The sequence below is a fragment of the Vibrio hyugaensis genome, from assembly GCF_002906655.1.
GTDB classification, from domain to species: domain Bacteria; phylum Pseudomonadota; class Gammaproteobacteria; order Enterobacterales; family Vibrionaceae; genus Vibrio; species Vibrio hyugaensis.
The window spans coordinates 659,279-680,878 of record NZ_CP025794.1 but is presented as its reverse complement, the minus strand read 5'-3'; the positions used below and the strand labels follow the sequence as shown (position 1 = coordinate 680,878).

18 protein-coding genes are annotated in these 21,600 nt (G+C 44.8%); 6 read left to right on the top strand and 12 right to left on the bottom strand.

The genetic code is table 11. The annotated features are described in order from the left end of the window. Positions 1 to 77: 77 nt before the first annotated feature. On the top strand, positions 78 to 398 hold the full coding sequence (locus C1S74_RS03855) for a hypothetical protein (RefSeq protein ID WP_045402154.1): 321 nt from the start codon (positions 78 to 80) through the stop codon (positions 396 to 398). A gap of 140 nt (positions 399 to 538) precedes the next feature. Here C1S74_RS03855 and C1S74_RS03850 read toward each other — a convergent pair whose 3' ends face one another. The 8 genes from C1S74_RS03850 to C1S74_RS03815 form a co-directional block, all read right to left on the bottom strand. After that, positions 539 to 1,918 carry an IS4 family transposase gene (locus tag C1S74_RS03850; protein WP_103415229.1) on the bottom strand — a complete coding sequence of 460 codons (1,380 nt, stop codon included), beginning with the start codon at positions 1,916 to 1,918 and terminating at the stop codon, positions 539 to 541. A gap of 149 nt (positions 1,919 to 2,067) precedes the next feature. Further along, positions 2,068 to 2,460: a SulA-like leucine-rich domain-containing protein gene (locus C1S74_RS03845; protein WP_038874664.1), complete on the bottom strand. Its 393-nt coding sequence runs from the start codon at positions 2,458 to 2,460 to the stop codon at positions 2,068 to 2,070. A gap of 458 nt (positions 2,461 to 2,918) precedes the next feature. Beyond that, on the bottom strand, positions 2,919 to 3,206 hold the full coding sequence (locus tag C1S74_RS03840; protein WP_045402652.1) for a hypothetical protein: 288 nt from the start codon (positions 3,204 to 3,206) through the stop codon (positions 2,919 to 2,921). 266 nt (positions 3,207 to 3,472) lie between these two features. Then, the gene (locus tag C1S74_RS03835) at positions 3,473 to 3,658 is read right to left on the bottom strand and encodes a hypothetical protein (protein ID WP_045402643.1); all 186 of its coding nucleotides are present in this window, start codon (positions 3,656 to 3,658) and stop codon (positions 3,473 to 3,475) included. Positions 3,659 to 3,836: 178 nt separating this feature from the next. Then, complete coding sequence (locus C1S74_RS03830; RefSeq protein WP_045402640.1) at positions 3,837 to 4,817, bottom strand: J domain-containing protein; 981 nt, start codon at positions 4,815 to 4,817, stop codon at positions 3,837 to 3,839. 76 nt (positions 4,818 to 4,893) lie between these two features. Next, positions 4,894 to 5,562 carry a YiaD family glycine zipper/OmpA-like lipoprotein gene (locus C1S74_RS03825; RefSeq protein ID WP_038868670.1) on the bottom strand — a complete coding sequence of 223 codons (669 nt, stop codon included), beginning with the start codon at positions 5,560 to 5,562 and terminating at the stop codon, positions 4,894 to 4,896. Positions 5,563 to 5,718: 156 nt separating this feature from the next. Beyond that, positions 5,719 to 6,414, bottom strand: coding sequence for a DUF2786 domain-containing protein (locus tag C1S74_RS03820; RefSeq protein WP_038868669.1), 696 nt, complete (start codon positions 6,412 to 6,414; stop codon positions 5,719 to 5,721). Positions 6,415 to 6,556: 142 nt separating this feature from the next. Next, positions 6,557 to 7,240: a DUF3334 family protein gene (locus C1S74_RS03815; RefSeq protein WP_038868668.1), complete on the bottom strand. Its 684-nt coding sequence runs from the start codon at positions 7,238 to 7,240 to the stop codon at positions 6,557 to 6,559. 259 nt (positions 7,241 to 7,499) lie between these two features. On the opposite strand from C1S74_RS03815, the gene ydiJ reads away from it, so the two are divergent. Then, the gene (gene ydiJ, locus C1S74_RS03810) at positions 7,500 to 10,535 is read left to right on the top strand and encodes a D-2-hydroxyglutarate dehydrogenase YdiJ (protein WP_045402637.1); all 3,036 of its coding nucleotides are present in this window, start codon (positions 7,500 to 7,502) and stop codon (positions 10,533 to 10,535) included. 92 nt (positions 10,536 to 10,627) lie between these two features. Continuing rightward, positions 10,628 to 11,089, top strand: coding sequence for a methyltransferase family protein (locus tag C1S74_RS03805; RefSeq protein ID WP_045402635.1), 462 nt, complete (start codon positions 10,628 to 10,630; stop codon positions 11,087 to 11,089). Between the two features lie 106 nt (positions 11,090 to 11,195). On the opposite strand, the gene C1S74_RS03800 is transcribed toward C1S74_RS03805, so the two are convergent. Then, positions 11,196 to 11,921 carry a DUF3581 domain-containing protein gene (locus C1S74_RS03800; RefSeq protein ID WP_038868665.1) on the bottom strand — a complete coding sequence of 242 codons (726 nt, stop codon included), beginning with the start codon at positions 11,919 to 11,921 and terminating at the stop codon, positions 11,196 to 11,198. Positions 11,922 to 12,844: 923 nt separating this feature from the next. Here C1S74_RS03800 and C1S74_RS03795 point away from each other — a divergent pair. The 3 genes from C1S74_RS03795 to C1S74_RS03785 are packed head-to-tail and all read left to right on the top strand — an operon-like array spanning position 12,845 to position 17,040. Then, positions 12,845 to 15,487, top strand: a complete 2,643-nt coding sequence (locus C1S74_RS03795) for a hypothetical protein (protein WP_045402633.1) — start codon at positions 12,845 to 12,847, stop codon at positions 15,485 to 15,487. A 15-nt stretch (positions 15,488 to 15,502) separates the two neighbouring features. After that, entirely contained in the window at positions 15,503 to 16,252 is a 750-nt protein-coding gene (locus C1S74_RS03790) for an ADP-ribosyltransferase (RefSeq protein ID WP_045402630.1), read from the top strand. A 14-nt stretch (positions 16,253 to 16,266) separates the two neighbouring features. After that, the gene (locus tag C1S74_RS03785; protein WP_045402627.1) at positions 16,267 to 17,040 is read left to right on the top strand and encodes an ADP-ribosyltransferase; all 774 of its coding nucleotides are present in this window, start codon (positions 16,267 to 16,269) and stop codon (positions 17,038 to 17,040) included. A gap of 205 nt (positions 17,041 to 17,245) precedes the next feature. On the opposite strand, the gene hutH is transcribed toward C1S74_RS03785, so the two are convergent. From hutH to hutG, 3 genes are all read right to left on the bottom strand, one after another. After that, positions 17,246 to 18,781, bottom strand: a complete 1,536-nt coding sequence (gene hutH, locus C1S74_RS03780; protein ID WP_045402625.1) for a histidine ammonia-lyase — start codon at positions 18,779 to 18,781, stop codon at positions 17,246 to 17,248. 11 nt (positions 18,782 to 18,792) lie between these two features. Beyond that, positions 18,793 to 20,490, bottom strand: coding sequence for a urocanate hydratase (gene hutU, locus C1S74_RS03775; RefSeq protein ID WP_045402618.1), 1,698 nt, complete (start codon positions 20,488 to 20,490; stop codon positions 18,793 to 18,795). Positions 20,491 to 20,586: 96 nt separating this feature from the next. Next, entirely contained in the window at positions 20,587 to 21,600 is a 1,014-nt protein-coding gene (hutG, locus tag C1S74_RS03770) for a formimidoylglutamase (protein WP_045402616.1), read from the bottom strand.

Below are 21,600 nucleotides of genomic sequence, written 5' to 3'. Positions count from 1 at the left end.
AGAGCCCAGAACAAAAATCGGTCGGTGTTTCTAGGCTCTTAGGCTCCTTATCTCTAACGTACTATTTTGGGAAATAAATGAAAAAACTATTCACACTGCTGTTTATCGGCTTAATGTCATTCAATGTCTATGCAGGCTCTCAGACTGGTAAAGTAAGTAAAATAAACCTTTATGGTGAAAACTGGCCAAATGGTCATCGAGGTGAAATATTGTTCACGTTGGATCATATGCCAAGTGATGCTAGGTTCTTTCGTATAACAAAAAGTGACATTGCTTTTAATACTCTTCTATCAACGCTGTTATCCGTAAAGCATGCCAAAACGACGATTACCGTTCATTATAATGTCGGTGATTCGAAATATAAGTATGCACCTGTAAAAGCAATTACTATTGAATAATGCACTGAAAGTAAAAGGCCCTTTAATGGGCCTTTTGAACGAGCTAACCTCTCATTTTTCTCATAGGCCGCTATTGTCGCGTTGGCGTTGAGCTGCGAATAAAAAAAGCCTCGCAAACGCGCTGTCTCTTGATCACAAGTCTAGTGATCAAGAGACATTGCGAGTTCGTAGCCTTCAAGGATGGTTTGTAGTTTAAACCATCCTTCCCAAAGCACCTTTATTGAAGCTCTACCCGTCCTCTTGGTATCTTTCCAACCGCCTAATTTAGCGAGATTTTTGTACGCCCAGCTCATATCGGGCACTTCTTTAGGTAACGTCTTACTTTCTAGTTTCAACCACAGTAGCTTCCAAGCTTTTTTACCCAATACCTTTTCACAACTTTCTTTCGTTAGCTCATCAACTTCTTTAATGAAGCGTAACGCCAATAAACGCGTAGCAACAAAGGCATAGATGACACTTAATCTCTCTAAGTTATCTTTACTTTGTAGCCTGAGTGACTCCACATCTGTCCCTTCACTTTTCCAGACTTTATGGAAATCTTCAATCAGCCATCGGCGCTCGTAATAACCGATAATTCTCATAGCGTCTTCAACGTTGTTTACTGGCTCCGACGTCAAGAGGTGCCATGCTAACTTGTCTTTTGATGTCCCTTGCTCAAGGCAACCAACATAATAAACAGGTATGCCTGCGTGCTCTTTTTTGTTTGCCGGAGCCTTTAATGTCACCTGACCATATTTAACATCAAGCTTTACATCTCTCGCTTTTCTCCCTCCTTTTTGGGGGATGGTAAGCTCTTTTGTCTCGACGCTTGGTAACGCTTGCGCATAGTCGTAAAGCTTTTGATGATGAGCTTCTAGGCAGCGACTTTGCATTGAGCGAACGACAAAGCGCTGCTGATGTTGACGTTTATAAGTCAAGTATTCGAATAGGTCTGCTTCTCGGTCACAGACCGAGATAACATCTAACATTTTATCCCCTAGGCGTTCAACGACACGGCGAGAAGCTTGCTCCCATTTGTAACTCTCTTTCTCCTTATAAGGACGAGTCGCGTGTTGGTGCTTTTGCCCACGCTTAGTAATATCTCGGCTCCATCGTTGTTGCTCTATAAGCCCAACAATGGTCTGACTTTGTGGAGCGAAAAGTAGAGTTGAATGTACGTGGAGCGCTCGGGTTCTGTCACCTTGATTCGTGTGCCCGAGCTCCTCTTTTATACTTCGATGCGGGAAACTAAGCGTTGTTGTATCTTCAATCGCGAGTAACTCCTCATGCTCGTTAGCTCGAGATACAGTTGATTGAAAACCTGCTTCAGCGATGTCTTTTGCATCAATGTTTTCATTGCGGATAAAGCGATATGCACCTTCCATATCAGCGGGAGAAAAAGGAAGTTTAGCCACGGAAACTCCTGGTTGATTAGCAATGGAAGTCGCTAAACTGATAAGGCGTTGTGTTCTTCGAGGGTCTTTAAGTTGTGCTTGTCCAAATTGTTCTTGTGCCCAAAGCTTAGCGTCTGAATGTGTCATCTTAGTGTTTCAGTAAGGATTACTAAGTGATCAGATCACACACACGTGAAAGAGTTCAAAAAAAATCCCCAAGCTACAAGCTTGGGGATTTGTGTATAAGAGACAGCCTTAAAAGGAGGCGAGATGCAGGATGGATAACGTCGATCTTGTTAGTGGTACTTGTTCACTCTGCCTTCGACGAAAAAGACTTCACACTGATAACGTTGAGCAATATCGCGAAGCATTGATTGATTCATTAACGCAATCTTGTTCGATGCGACGACAGCGCTAGCGTTACCAGACTGAATAGCTTTAATCACGATCTCCACTTCAGAGAGCTGTTGAGACGGCTTCATCTGAATGATGTTTTGACAGCGAATGTGGGAAGCAGCAAGTTGCTCAAAATCAGGACGAGGGCACTCGGCGGTAAACAGAATCCATTGCTGTTGTTGAGACAATACTGCCAACTTAGAAAGAAGTTGGTCCGACACATCCATAGGTTGTGTTGCTTGTGCCAATACGTTGTAGCGAGAGTATGTATGAGATTGAGTTTGTAACTGCATATTACTGTTCCTTTATACATGCTGTATGTGTATACAGTAGTTTGTTTTTGATGCCTGATCAACCGATTTTTATGAATGGAGTTGAAAAACTTTCCCTTACTTAAGATTTGTTTTTTGTCTAAGTTGTTGAAATTAAAATATAAAGTTTAGTTTTTGATATGTTTGATAAACATGGTGAAATGTGAGGTCACCTGCATTGCGGAGCTGTATATACAGGTGGTTACTACTGTATATACAGTAATTTCGGCCTAGCTATACAGTGGTTTTAACCGGTTTATACAGTGCTTTTTCGTGATGGCACACAGTAGTGTTAGTGCTTTTGAGGGAGAAGAAAGGAAGAGAAAACAAGAAAGGCAGAGGCAGAACGTTCAAGAAAGCGCTTTGCTTTTACAGGAAATGATAAAAAGCAGGCTGCGAATACGCAGCCTGAAAATACAAGGATCGATGTTTAATAATGGTTAGAATTCGGTTTTTGCACGTGCGATTTCTGTTTCAAATTGACCAAGGTTACCCGCTCTAACGAGTTGCACCATAGTTTGGAACATGCTGCGAATGTGCTCGATGTTACCTGAATTGGCGCGGGAGCATAAACTGCCAAGGTCGGAGTTTGCTAATCGCAATAATCGACTTCTGTTAGGGCCAGAGACTTTTCTTTTAATTGTATTTTTCAAAACCATCAACTCACCAGTTGCAACGGCTTCAGGAGGCTGGCTAGCAATGAACGCTTCAGCTTCATCTGTGTACATATGGTCACCTGTTTTTTTGTTTGAGCGACAAAACTATACTCCAGATAAATCGAGGGTTTGACCCGGTAACTAGGAAAACAATCGTGTTCACTATGAAATAAGTGACATCGTTTTTAATTGGTTAATTAATAGACTGAGAAGCACCAGAGGGATAGGGAATATGAATTCCTTCTAGAAAACCGCGATGAAACAAGTATTGAAGTGGGATCAAAAAAGCGCCTTACAAAAAGGCGCTCTTGAAAATCAGTTCCGTTGATTTGCTCTTGTTAGCTTGCTCGTTGTGCCATGCGTTCGCGCATTTGCATTTCGCCTTGGTTAAACAGGCGAACATCGATTTTTGCGATGTCGTAGCAGGATTTGCATGAGCTATGGTACTTGCCGTCGACATAATCATGACGAGTTACAAAGCTAGGTTTTTTACACCAGTCACAGGTGCCTTCTTCAGTGAACATTGATTTTCTCCCCACCTACATAAATTTTGAGTCGCTAGGTGTTATTTTTCGCCCAACATTATGGCATACAAAATATAGTCAGGTTAAATGTCTGTTAATTTGTTTGAGAGGGAGATCGATTGCGAGCCTTGATTTATGAGGTTGAAAGGCTCGCAAGATAAAGGTACGTGGCTTATTTTTACTCTTTTGTAACATTTTGTGAAATGGTTTTAAACGCCTGATTTAAACGCTTCATCTCTTCTTCTGAGCCTCTAGAATCAGGGTGATAGAGTTTTGATAATTGTCTGTAGCGCAATTTCACTGCTTTACTGTCAGGAATGGTTTGTGGCGTATAACCAAACATTGCACACGCAACCACCAATTTCTGTCCGTCTGATTGGTTTTTTACTTTCTTAAACTCTTTAAATACTTTTTCTAACTGTCGTTTGAGTTGCTTATTCGTAAACTGCAACTCTTTTACTTGTGTTTCTAACTGCAGTGACTTGGAAGCGTCATTCGCTGCGTTTATTTGTGTTTGACGGTGGTGTCGACGATAACCAAATAGGCCTCCGCCTACTAAAATCGCAAGCCCTAGAGCGCCTGAAGCAAACCATGCCTGAGAGGGTTCTGCTTTATGCTCACCATGGCCTTTCGTTTGTTTTTGTTTCTCCTCAACCGTTGCTTTTTTATCTAACTCGACGATCTCGGAAACTTGCTTCGCTCGCATTTGATTAAAGCGTTGTTCTAAAAACTGGTTGTAAGCTTCTTCTGCTTGTGGGTTTTTAAGAGCAGAAAGTTGATACCACGCATCAACTAAGTCAGCGTTAGTGACCTCGGTTTGATGATGCTGGATAAAGTCGGCTAGTAGAAAACCACTGTCAGTAGGGTCATTTAACGCAACCGAAGTAAACCAGTAGATTGCTTGAGAGTCATCAATGTTACCAGTGAGGCCGCGAGCATAATCTTCCGCTAATTGCTTTTGTGCAGGAAGATAGCCTTGATGAGCCGACTGTTCTAACCAATAACGGGCATCGGAAGGAGAGTCTGTATTAGGTGTTAGTGCCAGTTGTTGTGCTAAATCGAATTGGTCTTCAGGTTGCGTCGGGCTTTGAGAAGCAAAGGCAGTACCTGTTACGAAGGCACTTAAAGTAAAGGAAAGGGCAGTGGTTCTAAATGACATGGGATGTGTCAGGTCTAGCGATCCTCGCTAGACCTGCTCCGGTAACCGTTATTATTACCGATATGGTGCAACCAAATTACTTCAGTGGCAAGATCTGGATTTCAACACGGCGGTTGCAAGCACGACCTTCAGAAGTTTGGTTAGAGCAAATTGGGTTTCGCTCGCCGTAGCCACGTGCAATTGCACGACCTGGTGCTACGTTTTGTGATACTAGGAACTGACGTACCGATTCTGCACGACGCTCAGACAGTGTTTGGTTGTAAGAGTCACTACCAGTGCTGTCCGTGTAACCGTCGATCACAAGGCTTGTATCTGGGTATTCAACGAGGATACGTGCAACGCCACGTAGTGTGTTGTGGATGCTTGCGTCCAGTTGGTAAGAACTTGAAGAGAAACCAATACCGTTTTCCATGCGAAGTAGCAGCTGGTTTTCACCAACACGTTCTACTTGTACACCTGAATTCAATAGTGCGCGACGTAGCTCTGCTTCTTGTTGATCGAAGTAGTAGCCAACACCTGCGCCAGTAGCACCGCCAGCAGCCGCACCAATTAGAGCGTGTTTACGACGTTCTTTTGCGTCATCACCTGTTGCCAAACCGATAGCCGCACCAGCGATAGCACCGATCAATGCACCTTGTGTGGTCGAGTTAGTCTCGTATTCACCTGTGGTTGCGTTTTGGCGTTGAGTTGCTTGACAGCCAGTAAGAGCTAGCACTAGCGCAAGTGCAATAGACATCTTTTTCAAGGGAAAATCTCCGTATAAGCTGAGGCGCAATTGCGCCTCATAATGGGATGCGAATTATGAATGAGTAGGTATTGATATTTGTTATGCGAACGTCAGATTGATAGAAGCTTTGTAAGCTTTTTCTTATAGTTGCTGATGTTATAACCGTTTGTGCAATTATTTAGACGGGTTGTCTAACATCTTTCTCGCTTGTTCACCGCCAACGCCACGGTTGACGGAAACCTTACGACCTTTTTTTAACCCAACTTCGTAATCTGCAGTGAGGTTCTTCATCGCTTCTCTGAGCTGTTGCTTGAACGTCTCGCGATCGATGTTTTTAAATTCTTTATCAATGTAATTATTGATTTTATTGGCTGACTCTTCATCTGGAGAGATAACAGGCAGTTTTTCCAACGCACCTTCAACCCAGCCAGAAACAAATGAGTTTACGCGGCGCGTTACTTCCATTGAAGAGGTACCAGAACCGGCAAAACTATTGCGGAATTGTCCGGTGCTCTCGTTCATTTCACGGTAGATAATATCGAACGCAAAGGCCGCGAAAATAGCGCGGTCTGCCTCTCCGATAAATTCGACGCGTTTAAGCCCTTTGTGATTCAACAAGACGGCTTCAACACCAAATTTGGTATTGATGCCACGAATCACGCGCAACAGCGTTGAACTGATGTTTGCTGGCAGCAGATGCGAAGATTGAGTTTTACCCATTTTGATAAACTCAATATCATCTTTATCCAAGCCATACTTAAGCATAAGGCGGTGCGCCATCTTGATAGCATTTGCAGCCTCATTTACGTTGGCGGAGTTGCCCAGTTCTAAGCACTTGGCGATTTTTTTCAGAGCTTTTTGTTTATCCATCGACGACCAATAACGAGAACGGAAATTTAGGAAGTCGGATATATTACCTTTTTTCAGTCAAAAACGGAATAACGGGAGTGGGAGAAAGGCAGCGAGAAAAACAAAGCCCCTTTAATGATAGGGGCTTTGGTGCGAAGTAGAATTACAAACCGAGTTGGTCGAGTAGGTCATCGGCATCGCTTTTGGAACTGGCTGCTTCCGATGCTTTCTTGTCTTCCATACTTTTTCGAGTGGCTTCTAAAATATCATCTGGGCTTTCATCTTCTGCCACTTCAAACTCTTCGAGTTGGATAAATTCAGTTTTGTCCATCGCAAGCTCAAGGTAGAAGATGTTGTTATTCGCTGTTGAGAAGGTCACGCGGCGTGCTTGAGGTCGATCGAGATTGGTATCAACTTGCAGAATCACTTGCTTATTGAGCGACAGCATTTTTGGTTGGTTCTGCGTAATGTTGGTTTGTAGCTCTTTACGAATCTTGTTCGTGAAATCACCCACTAGCTGATTCATCAGTTCACCGAGTACATCACCGACTTCATCTGATGTGTGTGAGATCGCCAGTTCCTCTTCTGGCATGCCCATATTGCGCATGTAGTTGGTGTAGATCTCAAGTGCCGCTTTTGCGGTAAAGTTAATCACTACAAGGCCCGTGAAGCCACCATCAAACAGTACAAAACAACCAAAATCCGGCTTGAGGCTGGTTTTATTGATCTTTTGCACCATTGCAGAGTAGTTAACTTGAGAAGAGGTTGCCGAAGTAAGAACGCCAGAAACCGACTGGCAAAGTTTTAGAAGGATATCTTCAGTGGTTACAACTTTATTTTTTTTCATCCTGAAAGCTCATATTGAAAGGCTATTTCCCCTTCAATGTAAGGCATCAAGCCTTAAAAAATAAAGCATAAGTTTAAATCTTGTATAGAGATTCTGATTTGAACGCCTTTTTAAATGTTGTAAAGTGACGTAATTCAAAGAAAACAACTTCATCCTCGTCTCGGTCTCAGTTTTATGGCTGCGGGTCGAAAATGCGTGGATGACTAAAAATTAGATAACCCGCAGCTGATTGGATCAGCGCAGTAGGGGCAGGAAGCAAATGTTACCAAGATTACACTCGCAAACGGATGTCGATCCTCTCGTTCTGAGTTTTCTCAAAGAACTCGAGCACTCCGGGTTTACTGGCGATATTGAAAGCCAGTACTCTAGTCGTCTCGCAGTAGCCACTGATAATAGTGTCTATCAGCAACTCCCTCAGGCCGTTGTTCTCCCCAAAACCACCCAAGATGTCTCGCTCATCGGTAAATTGAGCAACAAAGAGGAATATGAGCGTATTACGTTCTCTCCTCGTGGTGGTGGCACTGGCACTAACGGTCAGTCGTTAACCAAAGGCATTGTGGTTGATTTGTCTCGCCACATGAACAAAGTCTTAGAAGTGAACGAGCAAGAGGGATGGGTTCGTGTTCAAACGGGTGTCGTCAAAGACCAATTGAACGATGCCGTTCGTCCTTATGGTTATTTCTTCTCCCCAGATTTATCGACCAGTAATCGGGCAACGATTGGTGGTATGATCAATACCGATGCTTCCGGTCAAGGCTCGCTAAAATACGGTAAAACGTCTGATCACGTTCTTTCTCTTCAAGCCGTTTTTGCCGATGGTTCAATTTTAGAGTCTGACCTTTCTCATGGTTTGCCGACTGAAGGCGAATTTGCTGACACGGCAATGCGTGTAACGGAATCTGTGTGTCGTGACAAACGCCAGCAAATCAACGACAAGTTCCCTCCGTTAAACCGCTTTTTAACCGGTTATGACCTTAAAAATGCGTTTGATGAAGAGACTGATAGCTTCGATATCACACGAGTTCTATGTGGTGCGGAAGGCTCATTAGCGTTTATTACAGAAGCTAAGCTCAACCTAACCCATATTCCCAAAGCTCGTACTTTGGTTAACGTTAAATACAACAGTTTTGATTCTGCATTGCGTAATGCCCCGTTTATGGTGGAAGCGAATGCGTTGTCGGTAGAAACCGTAGACTCAAAAGTTCTAAACCTTGCGAAACAAGATATTGTTTGGCATACCGTCAGTGACCTGATTACCGACGTGCCAAACAAAGAGATGCTTGGTATCAATATGGTGGAATACGCAGGGCAAGACGAAGAAGAAGTTGCGTCTCAAGTCGCATATTTGACTGCTAAGCTCGATAGCATGCTAGAAACGGAAGAAGCGGGCATCATTGGCTACCAAGTATGCAGTGATGTGGCGAGTATTGGCCGTATCTACAACATGCGTAAAAAAGCCGTGGGTCTATTGGGCGCTGCGAAAGGGCGTGCTAAACCCGTTGCGTTTGCCGAGGACACCTGTGTGCCACCGGAAAACTTGGCGGACTTTATCGTTGAGTTCCGCGAGTTACTCGACGCAAAATCACTTAACTACGGCATGTTTGGTCATGTCGATGCAGGCGTACTTCACGTTCGCCCAGCATTGGATTTGTGCGACCCTCATCAAGAAACGTTGATGCATGAAATCTCAGATGAAGTCGTTAAGTTGGTGGCAAAATTCGGTGGTTTAATGTGGGGCGAGCACGGTAAAGGTTTCCGCTCTGAGTATGGCCCTGAGTTCTTTGGTGAAGAACTCTTTACTGAATTGCGCCGTGTTAAAACCGCTTTTGACCCTCATAACAAAATGAACCCAGGCAAAATCTGTACGCCGCTAAATAGCGATGCAGAGCTTGTCAAAGTCACCGATACCAAACGTGGTTACTTCGATCGTCAGATTGATGTTCAGGTACGTGATAGCTTCAAGCAAGCGATGGAGTGTAACGGTAACGGCTTGTGTTTTAACTACGACACCAGCTCGCCTATGTGTCCTTCAATGAAAGTCACTGCAGACCGTCGTCATTCGCCAAAAGGGCGTGCGGGTTTAGTTCGTGAATGGCTACGCCAACTAACAGAGCAAGGCATCGATATTCTCGATCTAGAAAAACAAACTCTGGAAAACAAAACGTCCATCAAAACCATGATTGACCGAGTCCGCCATTCGATTAATCGTCGCCACGAGTATGACTTCTCTCATGAAGTGTATGAAGCCATGAACGGCTGTTTAGCGTGTAAAGCGTGTGCTAGCCAATGTCCAATTAAAGTTGACGTACCGAGCTTCCGTTCTCGCTTCCTTAATATTTATCACTCACGTTACCAACGTCCAGTTAAAGACTATTTGGTATCGAACATTGAATCCATGCTGCCATTGATGGCCAAAGCGCCGAGTGTAGTAAATGGTGTGCTTAAGCAATCTTGGGTGCAAAGTTTGACTGCGTCGACAGTCGGATATGTTGATGCACCGCTGCTGTCTGTACCGGCCTTGAAAGAGCGAGTAGAGACGTTAACTACGGCTTACGATCTGCAAGCGTTGAGTGGTTTACCTTCTGAAGATAAGCAAAAGTATGTACTGATTGTACAAGACCCTTTTACCAGCTATTACGATGCCGAAGTAGTGGAAGATTTCGTCAAGCTCGTCAGAAAGCTCGGTATGAATCCAGTGTTGTTACCGTTTAAACCAAATGGCAAAGCACAGCACATTAAGGGCTTCTTACGCCAATTCAAGAGCACCGCACAAGATACTGCGAAGTTCTTAGAGATGGTTGCGGATTTGGATATCCCTATGGTTGGTGTCGATCCTGCGTTGGTACTTTGTTATCGAGACGAATATGCCGAGGTATTGGGCAGTAAACGTGGTGATTTTGATGTGTTGACCGCCCATGAATGGCTCCACCCAAGATTAGGCGAGTTCCAGACATTAGAGTCGAAAGAGCAAGCACCTTGGTACTTGTTCGCGCATTGTACCGAGAAAACCAAAATGCCAAATGCTGAGAAGGAGTGGGGGGCTATTTTCGCTCACTTTGGGGCGGTATTAAATACAGTACCTGTCGGGTGTTGTGGTATGGCGGGTACATTTGGCCATGAAGTGGATAAGCTAACCATGTCGCGGGATATCTTTGACCTGAGTTGGAAGCCAAATCTAGATAAGTTAGACAATGAAAGATGTCTCATCACTGGCTACTCATGCCGAAGCCAAGTCAAACGCTTTGAAGGGGTAAAACCTAAGCATCCGGTTCAAGCTTTGCTAACCTTGGTATAAATAGCTTCGTAAGCCCAGTTTTACTGGGCTTTTTATCACTTATAACTCGCGTTCATTTTTGACACGCAGACGCTTTCATAAGGATATGAAAATTGAAAAAGCTTGAGCTTAAAGTGCCACCTGTCGCTTTGTTTTTGTTGATGGTGCTCCTGATGTACTGGTTGAAAGAAGCCATGCCAGAAATGAAAATTACTGTACCGTTTGTTGAGTTTGTTACCGCTGGGCTAATTTTGATCGCGGGGGTTGTTGGTATTGCTGGTGTTTACGAGTTTCGAAAAGCTAAGACGACCGTTAACCCAGTAAAACCAGAAACTGCTTCGTTGGTGGTGGATACTGGTGTGTTCGCTTACACACGTAATCCAATGTACGTAGCGCTATTGCTTGTCATCATTGCGATTGGGCTATGGTGGCAACACCTCAGTGTTATCTTATGCGGCGTATTGTTTGTTGCTTACATGAATCGCTTTCAAATTAAGCCAGAGGAGCGAGCATTAGAGCGATTGTTTGGTGAAGACTATTTAGATTATAAGAATCAAGTACGTCGCTGGATTTGATGATAGTAAAACAAACCACAGATAAAAAGAAAGCCCAGCGAAGTCGCTGGGCTTTCTTATGAATTTGACTTTGAAATTGGTCGGCAGAAACTTTGTCTGTTAAGAACTAAGCTGCCTTAGCGAACTTTGCTAGAAAGGCGTCCTTACGCTCGTTGAAGCGTTGAACCAAATCGTCTACCGCATCTTGGTCGTATGGCTTAAGGCCACTTGCCACCATTCGCTTGATCCCTTTGCCTACCACTTCGCCGTCTTGTTTGAATGCAAAGTTTAGTGTTACCACACCGCGTTTACCTTCGACATCAAAAGTCGCGCCGGTAAAATCGACTTCCGGATGAGTCAGATCGAGACGGTTAAATTCCACTTCCATGCTTTCGTAGATAACAAGAGGGCGCTGGCAGTTGATCATCATTTGTTTCTCTTCCATAAGAGGAACCATAATGTGTGGGAAGTTCATGCCAGAGAACTGAACGTAGTTTGTTACTACATGTTCAATAAATGCAGCATCGCGGTTGGTTTCACCTTCGCGAGACATGTGTAGGTACTCTTTGCCTGCTTCATTGACGACCGCACTTTCTTTTTCACACTTATTTTCAATGTGAAGTGCAACGCCATCGCTTACCATTCCTGAGAAATCGAAACGCATTTTTTGGCTCACACCTTCTTTGCTCAGTAACACTGCAAAAAGCAGGTCTCCTGGAACACAAAAGCGTTTGTTGTCTTCATCATGAATAGGGTTGTAATCACCAGCTACGCGCTTGGCAAAGTGACTTGCTTGCTCACGAGTAAATTGGAATTGGTGATTATTGTTTGAAAAATAAGGTGTTAGAAACATAATTTTTACGTAGTAACCGAAACTGTCAGGGATTATAGGCGAATATCTTCCTGCCAATGGTCCATCCAGTGGAAAGTTCACAGCATCTTAACAATGAGACGATAAGGGGGGTGAATAAAGCCACAGTCCACTCGTTCATCGTTGCCTTGGAAATACCTAGGAAAATAGGCGCTTTTATCAGTAAATCATAGTTCAAATGTATCGATTGAGGATAAATATAGTTGGTCAATGGCTTACTTCTCTTAATTTTGTGAGATATTGACTGTTTATCATCGTAATTAATGAGTAATTTAAATATTAAGTTGTTATAAAACAGTGCCTTAATAATATCCGTGTTGAATGGTATTGGCGTATTATTATTTGGCGTTTTGTACTATCTACATCCTCTTTTGTCCAAAAAGACACTATTGGTTCTTTTGTAACTAACAATCTCTGCCTAACCTGACCTAAAGATAATTAAACAGAAACAGTAATCTATATTGTTATTATTATCCGTATTGGGAGCGTTCCCATTATTTGTCCTTATGAATTTTAATGTCTTATTTTTCATTGCCTTAAGTGGCAAATCACTTACAACAAGTTGAGATAAGGTGCATTGCCGCAACTGGGCTGCTGGTTTAATGTTTCGCGAAATTTTATAAAAACAATAAAAAATAGCGCCCTTGCAACCTTGATAGCCTCTTTCCTAACAGACTGTCTTGTACGCAGGAGGTAATAAAACACAACAACAAAAGTTTGGCTGTCTATGAAATCAATGATCCCTCGGCATCAACCAAAGGCTTAGCTCTAAGTCTCTCTGCTCTCGCCGTTTGCCCACGAGAGCACCTTAATTAAAAACGTTTAATTTCCGGTTGCGAATAAGTAATCGGAGGCTTGCTGCTTCCTGCAAGAAGCGAATAACTTCTCAAACCAAGGATAATTATATGAAGTTAAGAAAATTGGTATTGGCGTGTGCCATTGCTTCCCCCTGTGTTAGTGCTTTTGAAGTTTGTAATATTGGTGATGAATACAACGTACTGGATCGTGAGAGCTTCCACGATATACGTAAGTCAAATTACCGAAACTTCAGTGAAGACCTAACGGCAGAAGATTTATTTTTATCTGCGCCAGAACACCACGCAGACGCGCGACCTTCGCTTGCTGAGGCAGATGAAGTTTTCCCAGAAACTGCATCTCTACTTGAGGTCGGTCCTGCCAATGTTGCCGTTCTTGAATCCGAAGAAGCGGCGAGTTTGCTTGCGACAATCGGGCATTCGACGGCAGGTTTTGCCAAGGGTGCGCTAGAAGCGTTAGGACCAGTAGGCGATACCATTGCCGTGGGATTGTGGGCAAATGATGTGGCTCAATCCTTTGAAGATGAAACGAAAACGTCCTACGACCGCTTTGCTACGGTGATGAGCCTGATTGATTGGTTTGGTGTTCTCAAGCTACCTGAGCGAGAAATTGATCGTAAGATTCTAACTGCTCGTTGGAATCGAGTTGCCGCGGGTGATCATTATAGCTTTACCGTTCATGACGACATCGTCACTCAACAAGACAAAAAAGATAAGCAGCATTGGGCGGATCTTGCATCCGGTCAACAACGCATGCTTGAGGCGCTGGCGAAGGGTTATGCCTCTGATGTAGCGCTTAAGTATCAGCAGCATTATCAAGAAGCGTTAAAAGCACAAGCTGTGTTAGCAGAGACGTTGATTAACTCGGTCGAGAGCGAAGTTCAGAAAGCCATTTTTAATAAGCTCGCGCTGGAAGGCACGAATGCCAAACTGTTTGCCTCTGATCTTGCTTCAACTTGCCGCACTGAGATTGATGCGTTGCTGGCTTTGTACCCAGAGCAGGAAGAAAACAACAACCGCCCAATGTATGTGCCATCGAAGCGAGAAGCCAATCAAGCTTTAGCGCGCTTGCAGCATTGCCAACAAGACCATCTGGACTTGGCAGTGGCGGTGCTTGATGAACTTAGAAATGGGGAAGTGCAAGGCTTAGATCGTCAATCACTGCATCAACTTTACCGACAAGTTCTCAATTCGAAGATCAAAATCGTCGAGACCGCGAACTCCCAGCTTGATGTGCTTAGAGCCAAGTTAAAAGAAGAAATGTATGCAGAAGGCATGAATGCCATCGATCGTTTGTTTGATTCAGAAGCGGTTGCGAAAGCCCATCGCTATTTTAAAGCCCAAGCGGATTATTTAGCGATAGATGAAATGTCTCGCAGTATTTTTGGGCGTCCAGCCACGGCTACTGAACGTCGTCAAAAGTACTTTGTTATTCAAGAAGGGTACGAGAAGTGTATTCGAATTGGGATACTTGGGGGTGACCCGAACTTCAGAGGGTGTACTGAGTACACGTGGATTCCTGCAGAGAAAGAGCATTATGACTCTGCAAAAGATGAAGTAATTTCGCAGATGGTGATGCCAAATCGCGATGCGATCAAGCGTGTCTTTGCACAATCTATGGATGAACTGATCAACGAAGGTTGGAGCTCTCAACATGAAGAGGCTTGGCTTGAACAGCAGATCCTAAGCTTTTCCGATAAGCAACGCATCATCAGAACTGCGGAAGCCGACAAAGCGCGAGTGGTGCGTTGGATGTTTGATTCCAGTGCGGCGCTAGAAGCCGAGTGTGGCGGTGGTAATGCTTGTGCCGCTTGGTCCCCTAGCTACCTAGCAAAAGAAAATCTGTCTCGCGAATCGTCATTGCACCACATTGCTGATTGGCATGAAAGGAACAAAGACTCAGGGTATTACGTGCATTCAAAGCGCTTGGCAAAACTGGAGGGTTTTATTAGCTCGGCACTAGAGAGTGAATGGCAGGCAACACATGTTAACGGTTTTTATAGTTACCTATATCCGGGAAGCTTTGATCTCGATAAACATGCTCCTTTAATTGCGTCAGCGCTAAAGGCGTCCAACTTGAATACCAGCAATCTTGCGGCCGCATTACCGCTAGCGAAAAGCGTGGTAAAAAATCGTATTTTAGAAGCGATGAGTGTGGCTGACAGCAATGGTGAGGAATGGCTTGCTGCACAGCTTGGCGACTTCCAGAGATACATTGGCATTATCCATGCGCAGAATATTTCTACAGGTCACTACGCATCAGGAGAAATGGGGACGACCGCACTCCTATCTGAGCCACTACCTGCACATCTACTGCGCTATATGACGTTGGACGTTTATTACAATATCAACGACAGCGACTCTGCTTATTACCACCCAGCGAACAGTGGAGAAGACATGAGTTATGACGTGCGTCTACATGCATCGATCGATGATTTGTTTAACGCCGATTCTGAATTGGGTAGAAAGCTCGACCTGCTGGTTCAAGTTAATAATAACTTCACTAACCTACCGGGCAGAACTTGCATGATCATGTACCCGCAACTGAGAGACGCCTTGTTTAAGGTCTCCGGTGATGAATCAATGTATTGGTTAACGCCGTTTTCTGATTGGTTTGACAGTCTTACTCGTCAGCAATTAGAGCTGTTTAGTGTGATTCGATTCGGTGTGATAAAGCAAAATGAGCTCAATATCTCCTGCGATTTGAGCCCTAACAACCCAAGATATTGGTAGTCGGAGGTGTTGGTTATGTGGCGATTAATTACATTACTTATTCTCTGTTTTAGTTTTTCTGTTAGCGCGGCACCATTTGATGCTCTCAAAGCACCATTGCGTAGCCAAAATCAAATCGAAGAGTTAGCGACTCAGTTTAGCGATTGGTCAAACGCAGCCAGCGGTTGGCGTTATAGGCTGATGACCGCGAATGAGCTTGAGGCGTTGGAGGACTTTTCTGTGTCAGGTTATCAACTTGCCAATGACTATTTACGTGCGGTGGATACATCTACATGGGGAAGTGCCGGAAAAAGTGCTCGAAAGTTTATTAAGCAAGTAGGTAACGCGATGAAAAAATTGCCTCGTTACAAGGGGGTTACTTACCGCGGAGCGTGGGTGAAGCAATCGCTTTTGAACAAGCTTCAAGCCGGGGATGTGGTGGTCGAGCCTGCGTTTACGTCAAGCAGCACCATTCCTGAAATCGCGAAACGGTTTGCTGTGGTAAGGCCAAACTCTCCACAGCCATTGCAGCGAGTGCTGTATGAGGTGCAGGTTAAAAATAATGGGCGTGCACTCGGCGGACTATCGGAATTCAGTGGTGAAGCTGAGGTCCTGCTCCCTCCAAACACTTATTATCGAGTCACTCATATTGAAACGGGGCAGAATTCCGCAATGGTGGCACTGGAGACGGTGTCGCCTTCGGAACCTACGACGGGGAAAACTTACAATTTGTATTCGGGTGAAGAGATCGGCCGTTCTTATTGGCGCGCTTTAATCTGTGGTTAAGCATGGAGGAAAATATGAAAAAGATAATGTTAATCGCTTTACTAGCGGCTGTTGTTACGTGTCCAGCAAGCGCGGAAGACTTTGCCGAGTTTAAAGGACGGGATTTGTCACCAGTTCAACAAGAGCAGATGGCAGATGACCTAATGGATTGGTCTGTCGAGAATCACGCAAAGGCAGAGCGGAAGATGATTCCGGAAGAGTACTCAGCAATTAAACGTTACGGTCGAGTTGATCACGATGTTGTGAATGAGTACATGCGAGCAGGTGAGCCTAAAGAGTTCTTAATGCCGGGATACGGGGAAGCGCTTAAAGAGCGTGTTTCTCACATGCGAAGTGTGATGAACAAGTTACCAAATTACAAAGGAACGGTTTATCGTGGTTCTTCTATCAAGAACAGCCTTTTAGAAAAGCTCAATATTGGCGACATCCTGCATGAGAAAGCCTTTCTATCGACTTCTACTATTCCAAGTGTCGCCAGAAACTTTTCCGCTTCTGGAGCATATGAGGGAGTGTCTGCGGCTCAGTTTAAAATTGAACTGAAGTCGTCTGGGCGGGCTATTAATGCTTATACCTTTAAAGCTTATGAAGCAGAAATTTTAGCTAAGCCCAATACTTATTTTCGTGTTGAGGCAATAGAGAAAATCTCTCCTCAAAAAAACTATATCAAATTAAGGGAAATCAAAAGTCCGTCTAAATATTTAAAGGCGGAGCCAGATATTCATATTTACGATAGTTTTAGTGGAGAAGAAGTCTCACTTCGAACCAGATCGACTGTGTACTGCCTATAATATCCATTGCCCTCATTCCAATTAAAGGATGTCAACGTTTAAAACAAGTCGTTTTTTCTGAAGTATCAAGGTGGCAACTGTATTCTATACAGTACTTGTCAAATATTATTTAAGTCAGTGTTGCCTTATCGCTAAAGAGAGACATGTTCAACAGAAAGCCGATTGAGTTAATAGCTCAATCGGCTTTTAATTTTTGATGAGTAATTTAATGTACGCTTGGTAACAAACTTTCAGGCATCAATGCATTATGCAGTGCTAACTTTAGAAGTGTATTTGCTTGCTCAATGTCGGGTGCGAAGTAGCGGTCTTTATCATAAAACGACACTTTCTCACGCAGCATTTGCTTAGCAATCTCTATGCGCTCAGAAGACTTGTTTGGCGCACGGAAATCTAAACCTTGCGCGGCTGACAAATATTCGACTGCCAAGATGCCACGTGTATTTTCTCCCATCTCTTTCAAACGACGACCTGCAAATGTAGCCATTGATACGTGGTCTTCTTGGTTTGCTGAAGTCGGCAGACTGTCTACCGAAGCAGGGTGAGCCAGTGTTTTGTTTTCACTTGCCAACGCAGCCGACGTCACCTGCGCAATCATAAAGCCTGAGTTCACACCGCCATTGTCGACCAAGAATGGAGGAAGCTTAGATAGCGCGCTATCAATAAGCAGTGCCATACGACGCTCTGACAAGCTACCAATCTCTGCAATCGCAAGCGCAAGGTTATCCGCCGCCATAGCAACTGGCTCAGCGTGGAAGTTACCGCCAGAGATGATGTCGTTATCTTCAGCAAACACCAACGGGTTGTCTGATACTGAGTTCGCTTCTACTTGCAGAATCTCTGCGGAATTACGAATTTGCTGTAAACATGCGCCCATGACTTGGGGCTGACAACGAAGTGAATATGGATCTTGTACTTTTTCGCAATCGGTGTGTGATTCACCAATCTCGCTGGTTGCTTCTAGCATATGTCGATACGCTAATGCGGCATCCATTTGGCTACGATGACCGCGAACACGATGAATACGTGGGTCGAACGGACGACGGCTACCTAATGCCGCTTCTACCGACATCGCCCCGCAAACCGTCGCGGATGAGAACAGATCCTCTGCGATGAATAGGCCTTCCAGTGCAAATGCCGTTGACGCTTGAGTACCGTTAAGCAGTGCTAAACCTTCTTTAGGGGCCAGTGTGATTGGCTCTAGACCAGCAATTTGCAGTGCTTCTAGACCTGAAATGACTTTGCCATTGTGACGTGCTTGGCCTTCGCCAAGAAGCACCGTACTCATGTGAGCTAGCGGCGCTAAGTCACCAGAAGCACCCACTGAGCCTTTTTGTGGCACACATGGATAAACTTGTGCGTTCACTAGGTCAATCAGCATGTTGATGACTTTCAAACGCAAGCCAGAGAAGCCACGCGCAAGGCTATTGATCTTAAGAACCATCATTAAGCGAACGGTTTCATCAGACATGAATTTCCCGATGCCTGCCGCGTGAGAGAGTACAATACTGCGCTGTAGCGTCTCTAGATCTTCTGGTGCAATACGAGTGTTCGCAAGCAGACCAAAACCCGTGTTTATGCCGTAAACGGTTCGATCTTCTGCAATCACGCGGTCGACGACTTGAGTGCTTTCCTCAATGGCCGGAATCGCTTCTGGATCGAGAGTAAGGTTAACAGGTGAACGACTCACCTGACGGAGTTCGTTTAAGCTAATATGACCTGGCTTTAGCGTTAAATTGAGCATGTCTTTCATCCTTACTTCAGCTTTTTCAGCTCTTCGTTGAGCATTGGTAGATCTAATTTTTGTTCGGCTGCACATTGTTTGGCGATGTCGTAGCCAGCATCAGCATGACGCATAACACCCGTCGCTGGGTCATTGTGAAGTACGCGAGCAATACGCTCAGACGCATCATCACTGCCATCGCAACAAATAACCATACCCGAGTGTTGAGAGAAGCCCATGCCAACGCCGCCTCCGTGGTGTAGAGACACCCACGTTGCGCCGCCTGCTGTATTCAATAGCGCATTAAGTAGCGGCCAATCCGATACGGCATCAGAGCCATCCATCATACCTTCGGTTTCTCGGTTCGGGCTGGCTACAGAGCCGGAGTCTAAGTGGTCACGGCCAATAACAACCGGTGCTTTAAGTTCACCGTTTTTCACCATTTCGTTGAAGGCTTGGCCAAGGCGCTCGCGGTCTTTCAGACCTACCCAACAGATGCGCGCAGGCAGACCTTGGAACTGAATGCGTTCACGTGCCATGTCTAGCCAATTGTGTAGGTGAGGGTTATCTGGGATCAGCTCTTTAACTTTTTGGTCGGTTTTGTAGATGTCCTCTGGATCGCCAGACAACGCTGCCCAACGGAATGGCCCAATACCTTCACAGAATAAAGGTCGAATGTAAGCTGGTACGAAACCAGGGAAATCAAACGCGTTTTCGACGCCTTCTTCTAGCGCCATTTGACGGATGTTGTTGCCGTAATCCAGTGTTGCAGCGCCGCGGTTTTGCAGCTCTAGCATGGCTTGAACTTGTACTGCCATTGATTGTTTCGCCGCTTTAACCACGCCGGCTTCATCTTGCAGGCGCATTTCTGCTGCATGAGACATGCTCCAACCTTGAGGCAAGTAACCGTTCAATGGGTCATGCGCAGAGGTTTGGTCTGTTACTACATCTGGCGTGATGTTACGTTCTACAAGCTCTGGGAAGATGTCTGCTGCGTTGCCTAGTAGACCAACTGAAATAGGCGAGTCTGATTCTTTGATCATCGCTAACGCTTCATCCAACGATGTGGCTTTCTTGTCGACGTAGCCTGTGCGTAGACGGTAATCGATACGTGATTCATCACACTCGACGGCTATCATAGAGAAGCCCGCCATGGTACCTGCTAAGGTTTGTGCGCCACCCATACCACCTAGACCACCAGTGAGAATCCAACGACCTTTTGCCTCGCCGTTAAAATGCTTTTTCGCCACTGAGACAAAGGTTTCGTAAGTACCTTGAACGATGCCTTGCGAACCAATGTAAATCCAGCTGCCTGCGGTCATTTGACCGTACATCATCAAACCTTCTTTATCGAGCTGATTAAAATGCTCCCAGTTTGCCCAGTGTGGTACTAGATTAGAGTTAGCAATCAGAACGCGAGGTGCATTTTTGTGAGTAGGGTAAACGCCGACAGGTTTGCCTGATTGAACTAAAAGAGTTTGGTCGTCTTCGAGTCTTTCTAATACTTCAACAATTTTATCGAAGCATTCCCAGTTACGAGCCGCACGGCCAATACCGCCGTACACCACCAATGAATGCGGATGCTCCGCTACATCTGGGTCAAGGTTATTCATCAGCATACGAAGAGGGGCTTCAGTCAGCCACGATTTGGCGCGCAGGTCGGTACCGCGTGGAGCACGAATTGTTCTACTGGTATCAAGTCGTGGATCTTGTCCTTGGCGCTGTGTCATTGTAAGACTCCTTTAGTTTCACGTGTAAGCCAAGTCTATGCTTGGCTTTTGTTATATGAGTAAGGTGCTATTCGAAATTGAATGGATTGAATAAGGCTATTTGTGCTTATGCTCTTTTTCGGCCATGGCGTTGGCGATATCCCAGCATAAGCGGGCTGCCAATCGAGCCGTTTGACTATCGATGTCATAAGTGGGGTTGTACTCGGCAATATCAGCCAGCATCAGCTTATTTTTGTAATGTAGGATTCGGTCTAAAAACGGTGAAATGATGTCATAGCTAACCCCTCTTGCAGCTGGAGCGCTTACACCTGGCGCAGTTGCTGCAGGGAATACGTCCAAATCAATCGTCAGGTAGAGGTAATCGCAGTCATCGATGAAGTGCTGTAGCTGTGTCAAATGATAGCTGTGATTCATGTAGCAAAGCTGCTTATCTTCTACATACCATACGTTCAACTCATCAGCTTTTTGAAATAGTGCCTTCGTATTGCTGCTGCGACTTACCCCAATGCAAGCGTAGTGAAACTTCCAGTCATTGCGTTGGCAAAAGTGATTGATTTGATTGAATGGTGTACCAGAGCTTGGCTTTACATCGGCCATGTCGCTTTCAAAAGCACGTAAATCAAAGTGAGCGTCGAAGTTGATAATACCAATTTTCGGCGGCTTTTCTGGGTGGTGAGTATTGAAATACTTTGCTAGACCAGAGAAAGAGGCCCACGCGATTTCATGTCCGCCACCTAGGACAACAACAGGTGAGTGTGGTAATGCTTGAGCAATGGCTTCTGCACATTGTGCTTGGCTGCTCTCTAAAAGGTCATCTTCGCAGGCCACGGTGCCAAGGTCGTAAAGTGGAGTATCTTGATGCCATGCTAAGTTTGCCAGTGCTCGGCGGATTAAATCGGGTGACTTTTTCGCACCAATGCGGCCTTGATTTCGAGCAACTCCTGCATCGGTAGCAAAGCCAAGAATCGAGACGCCTTCACTTCTGCTCGCTAACTCTTCAACAGAGATGTTTTTAATCACGTGATGAACACGCTTACCAAGTTCACCGTCTTCTGCATCGTGACGACCTTGCCAGTGAAATGGAGCGGTATTTGGATCGGATTGAGCCAT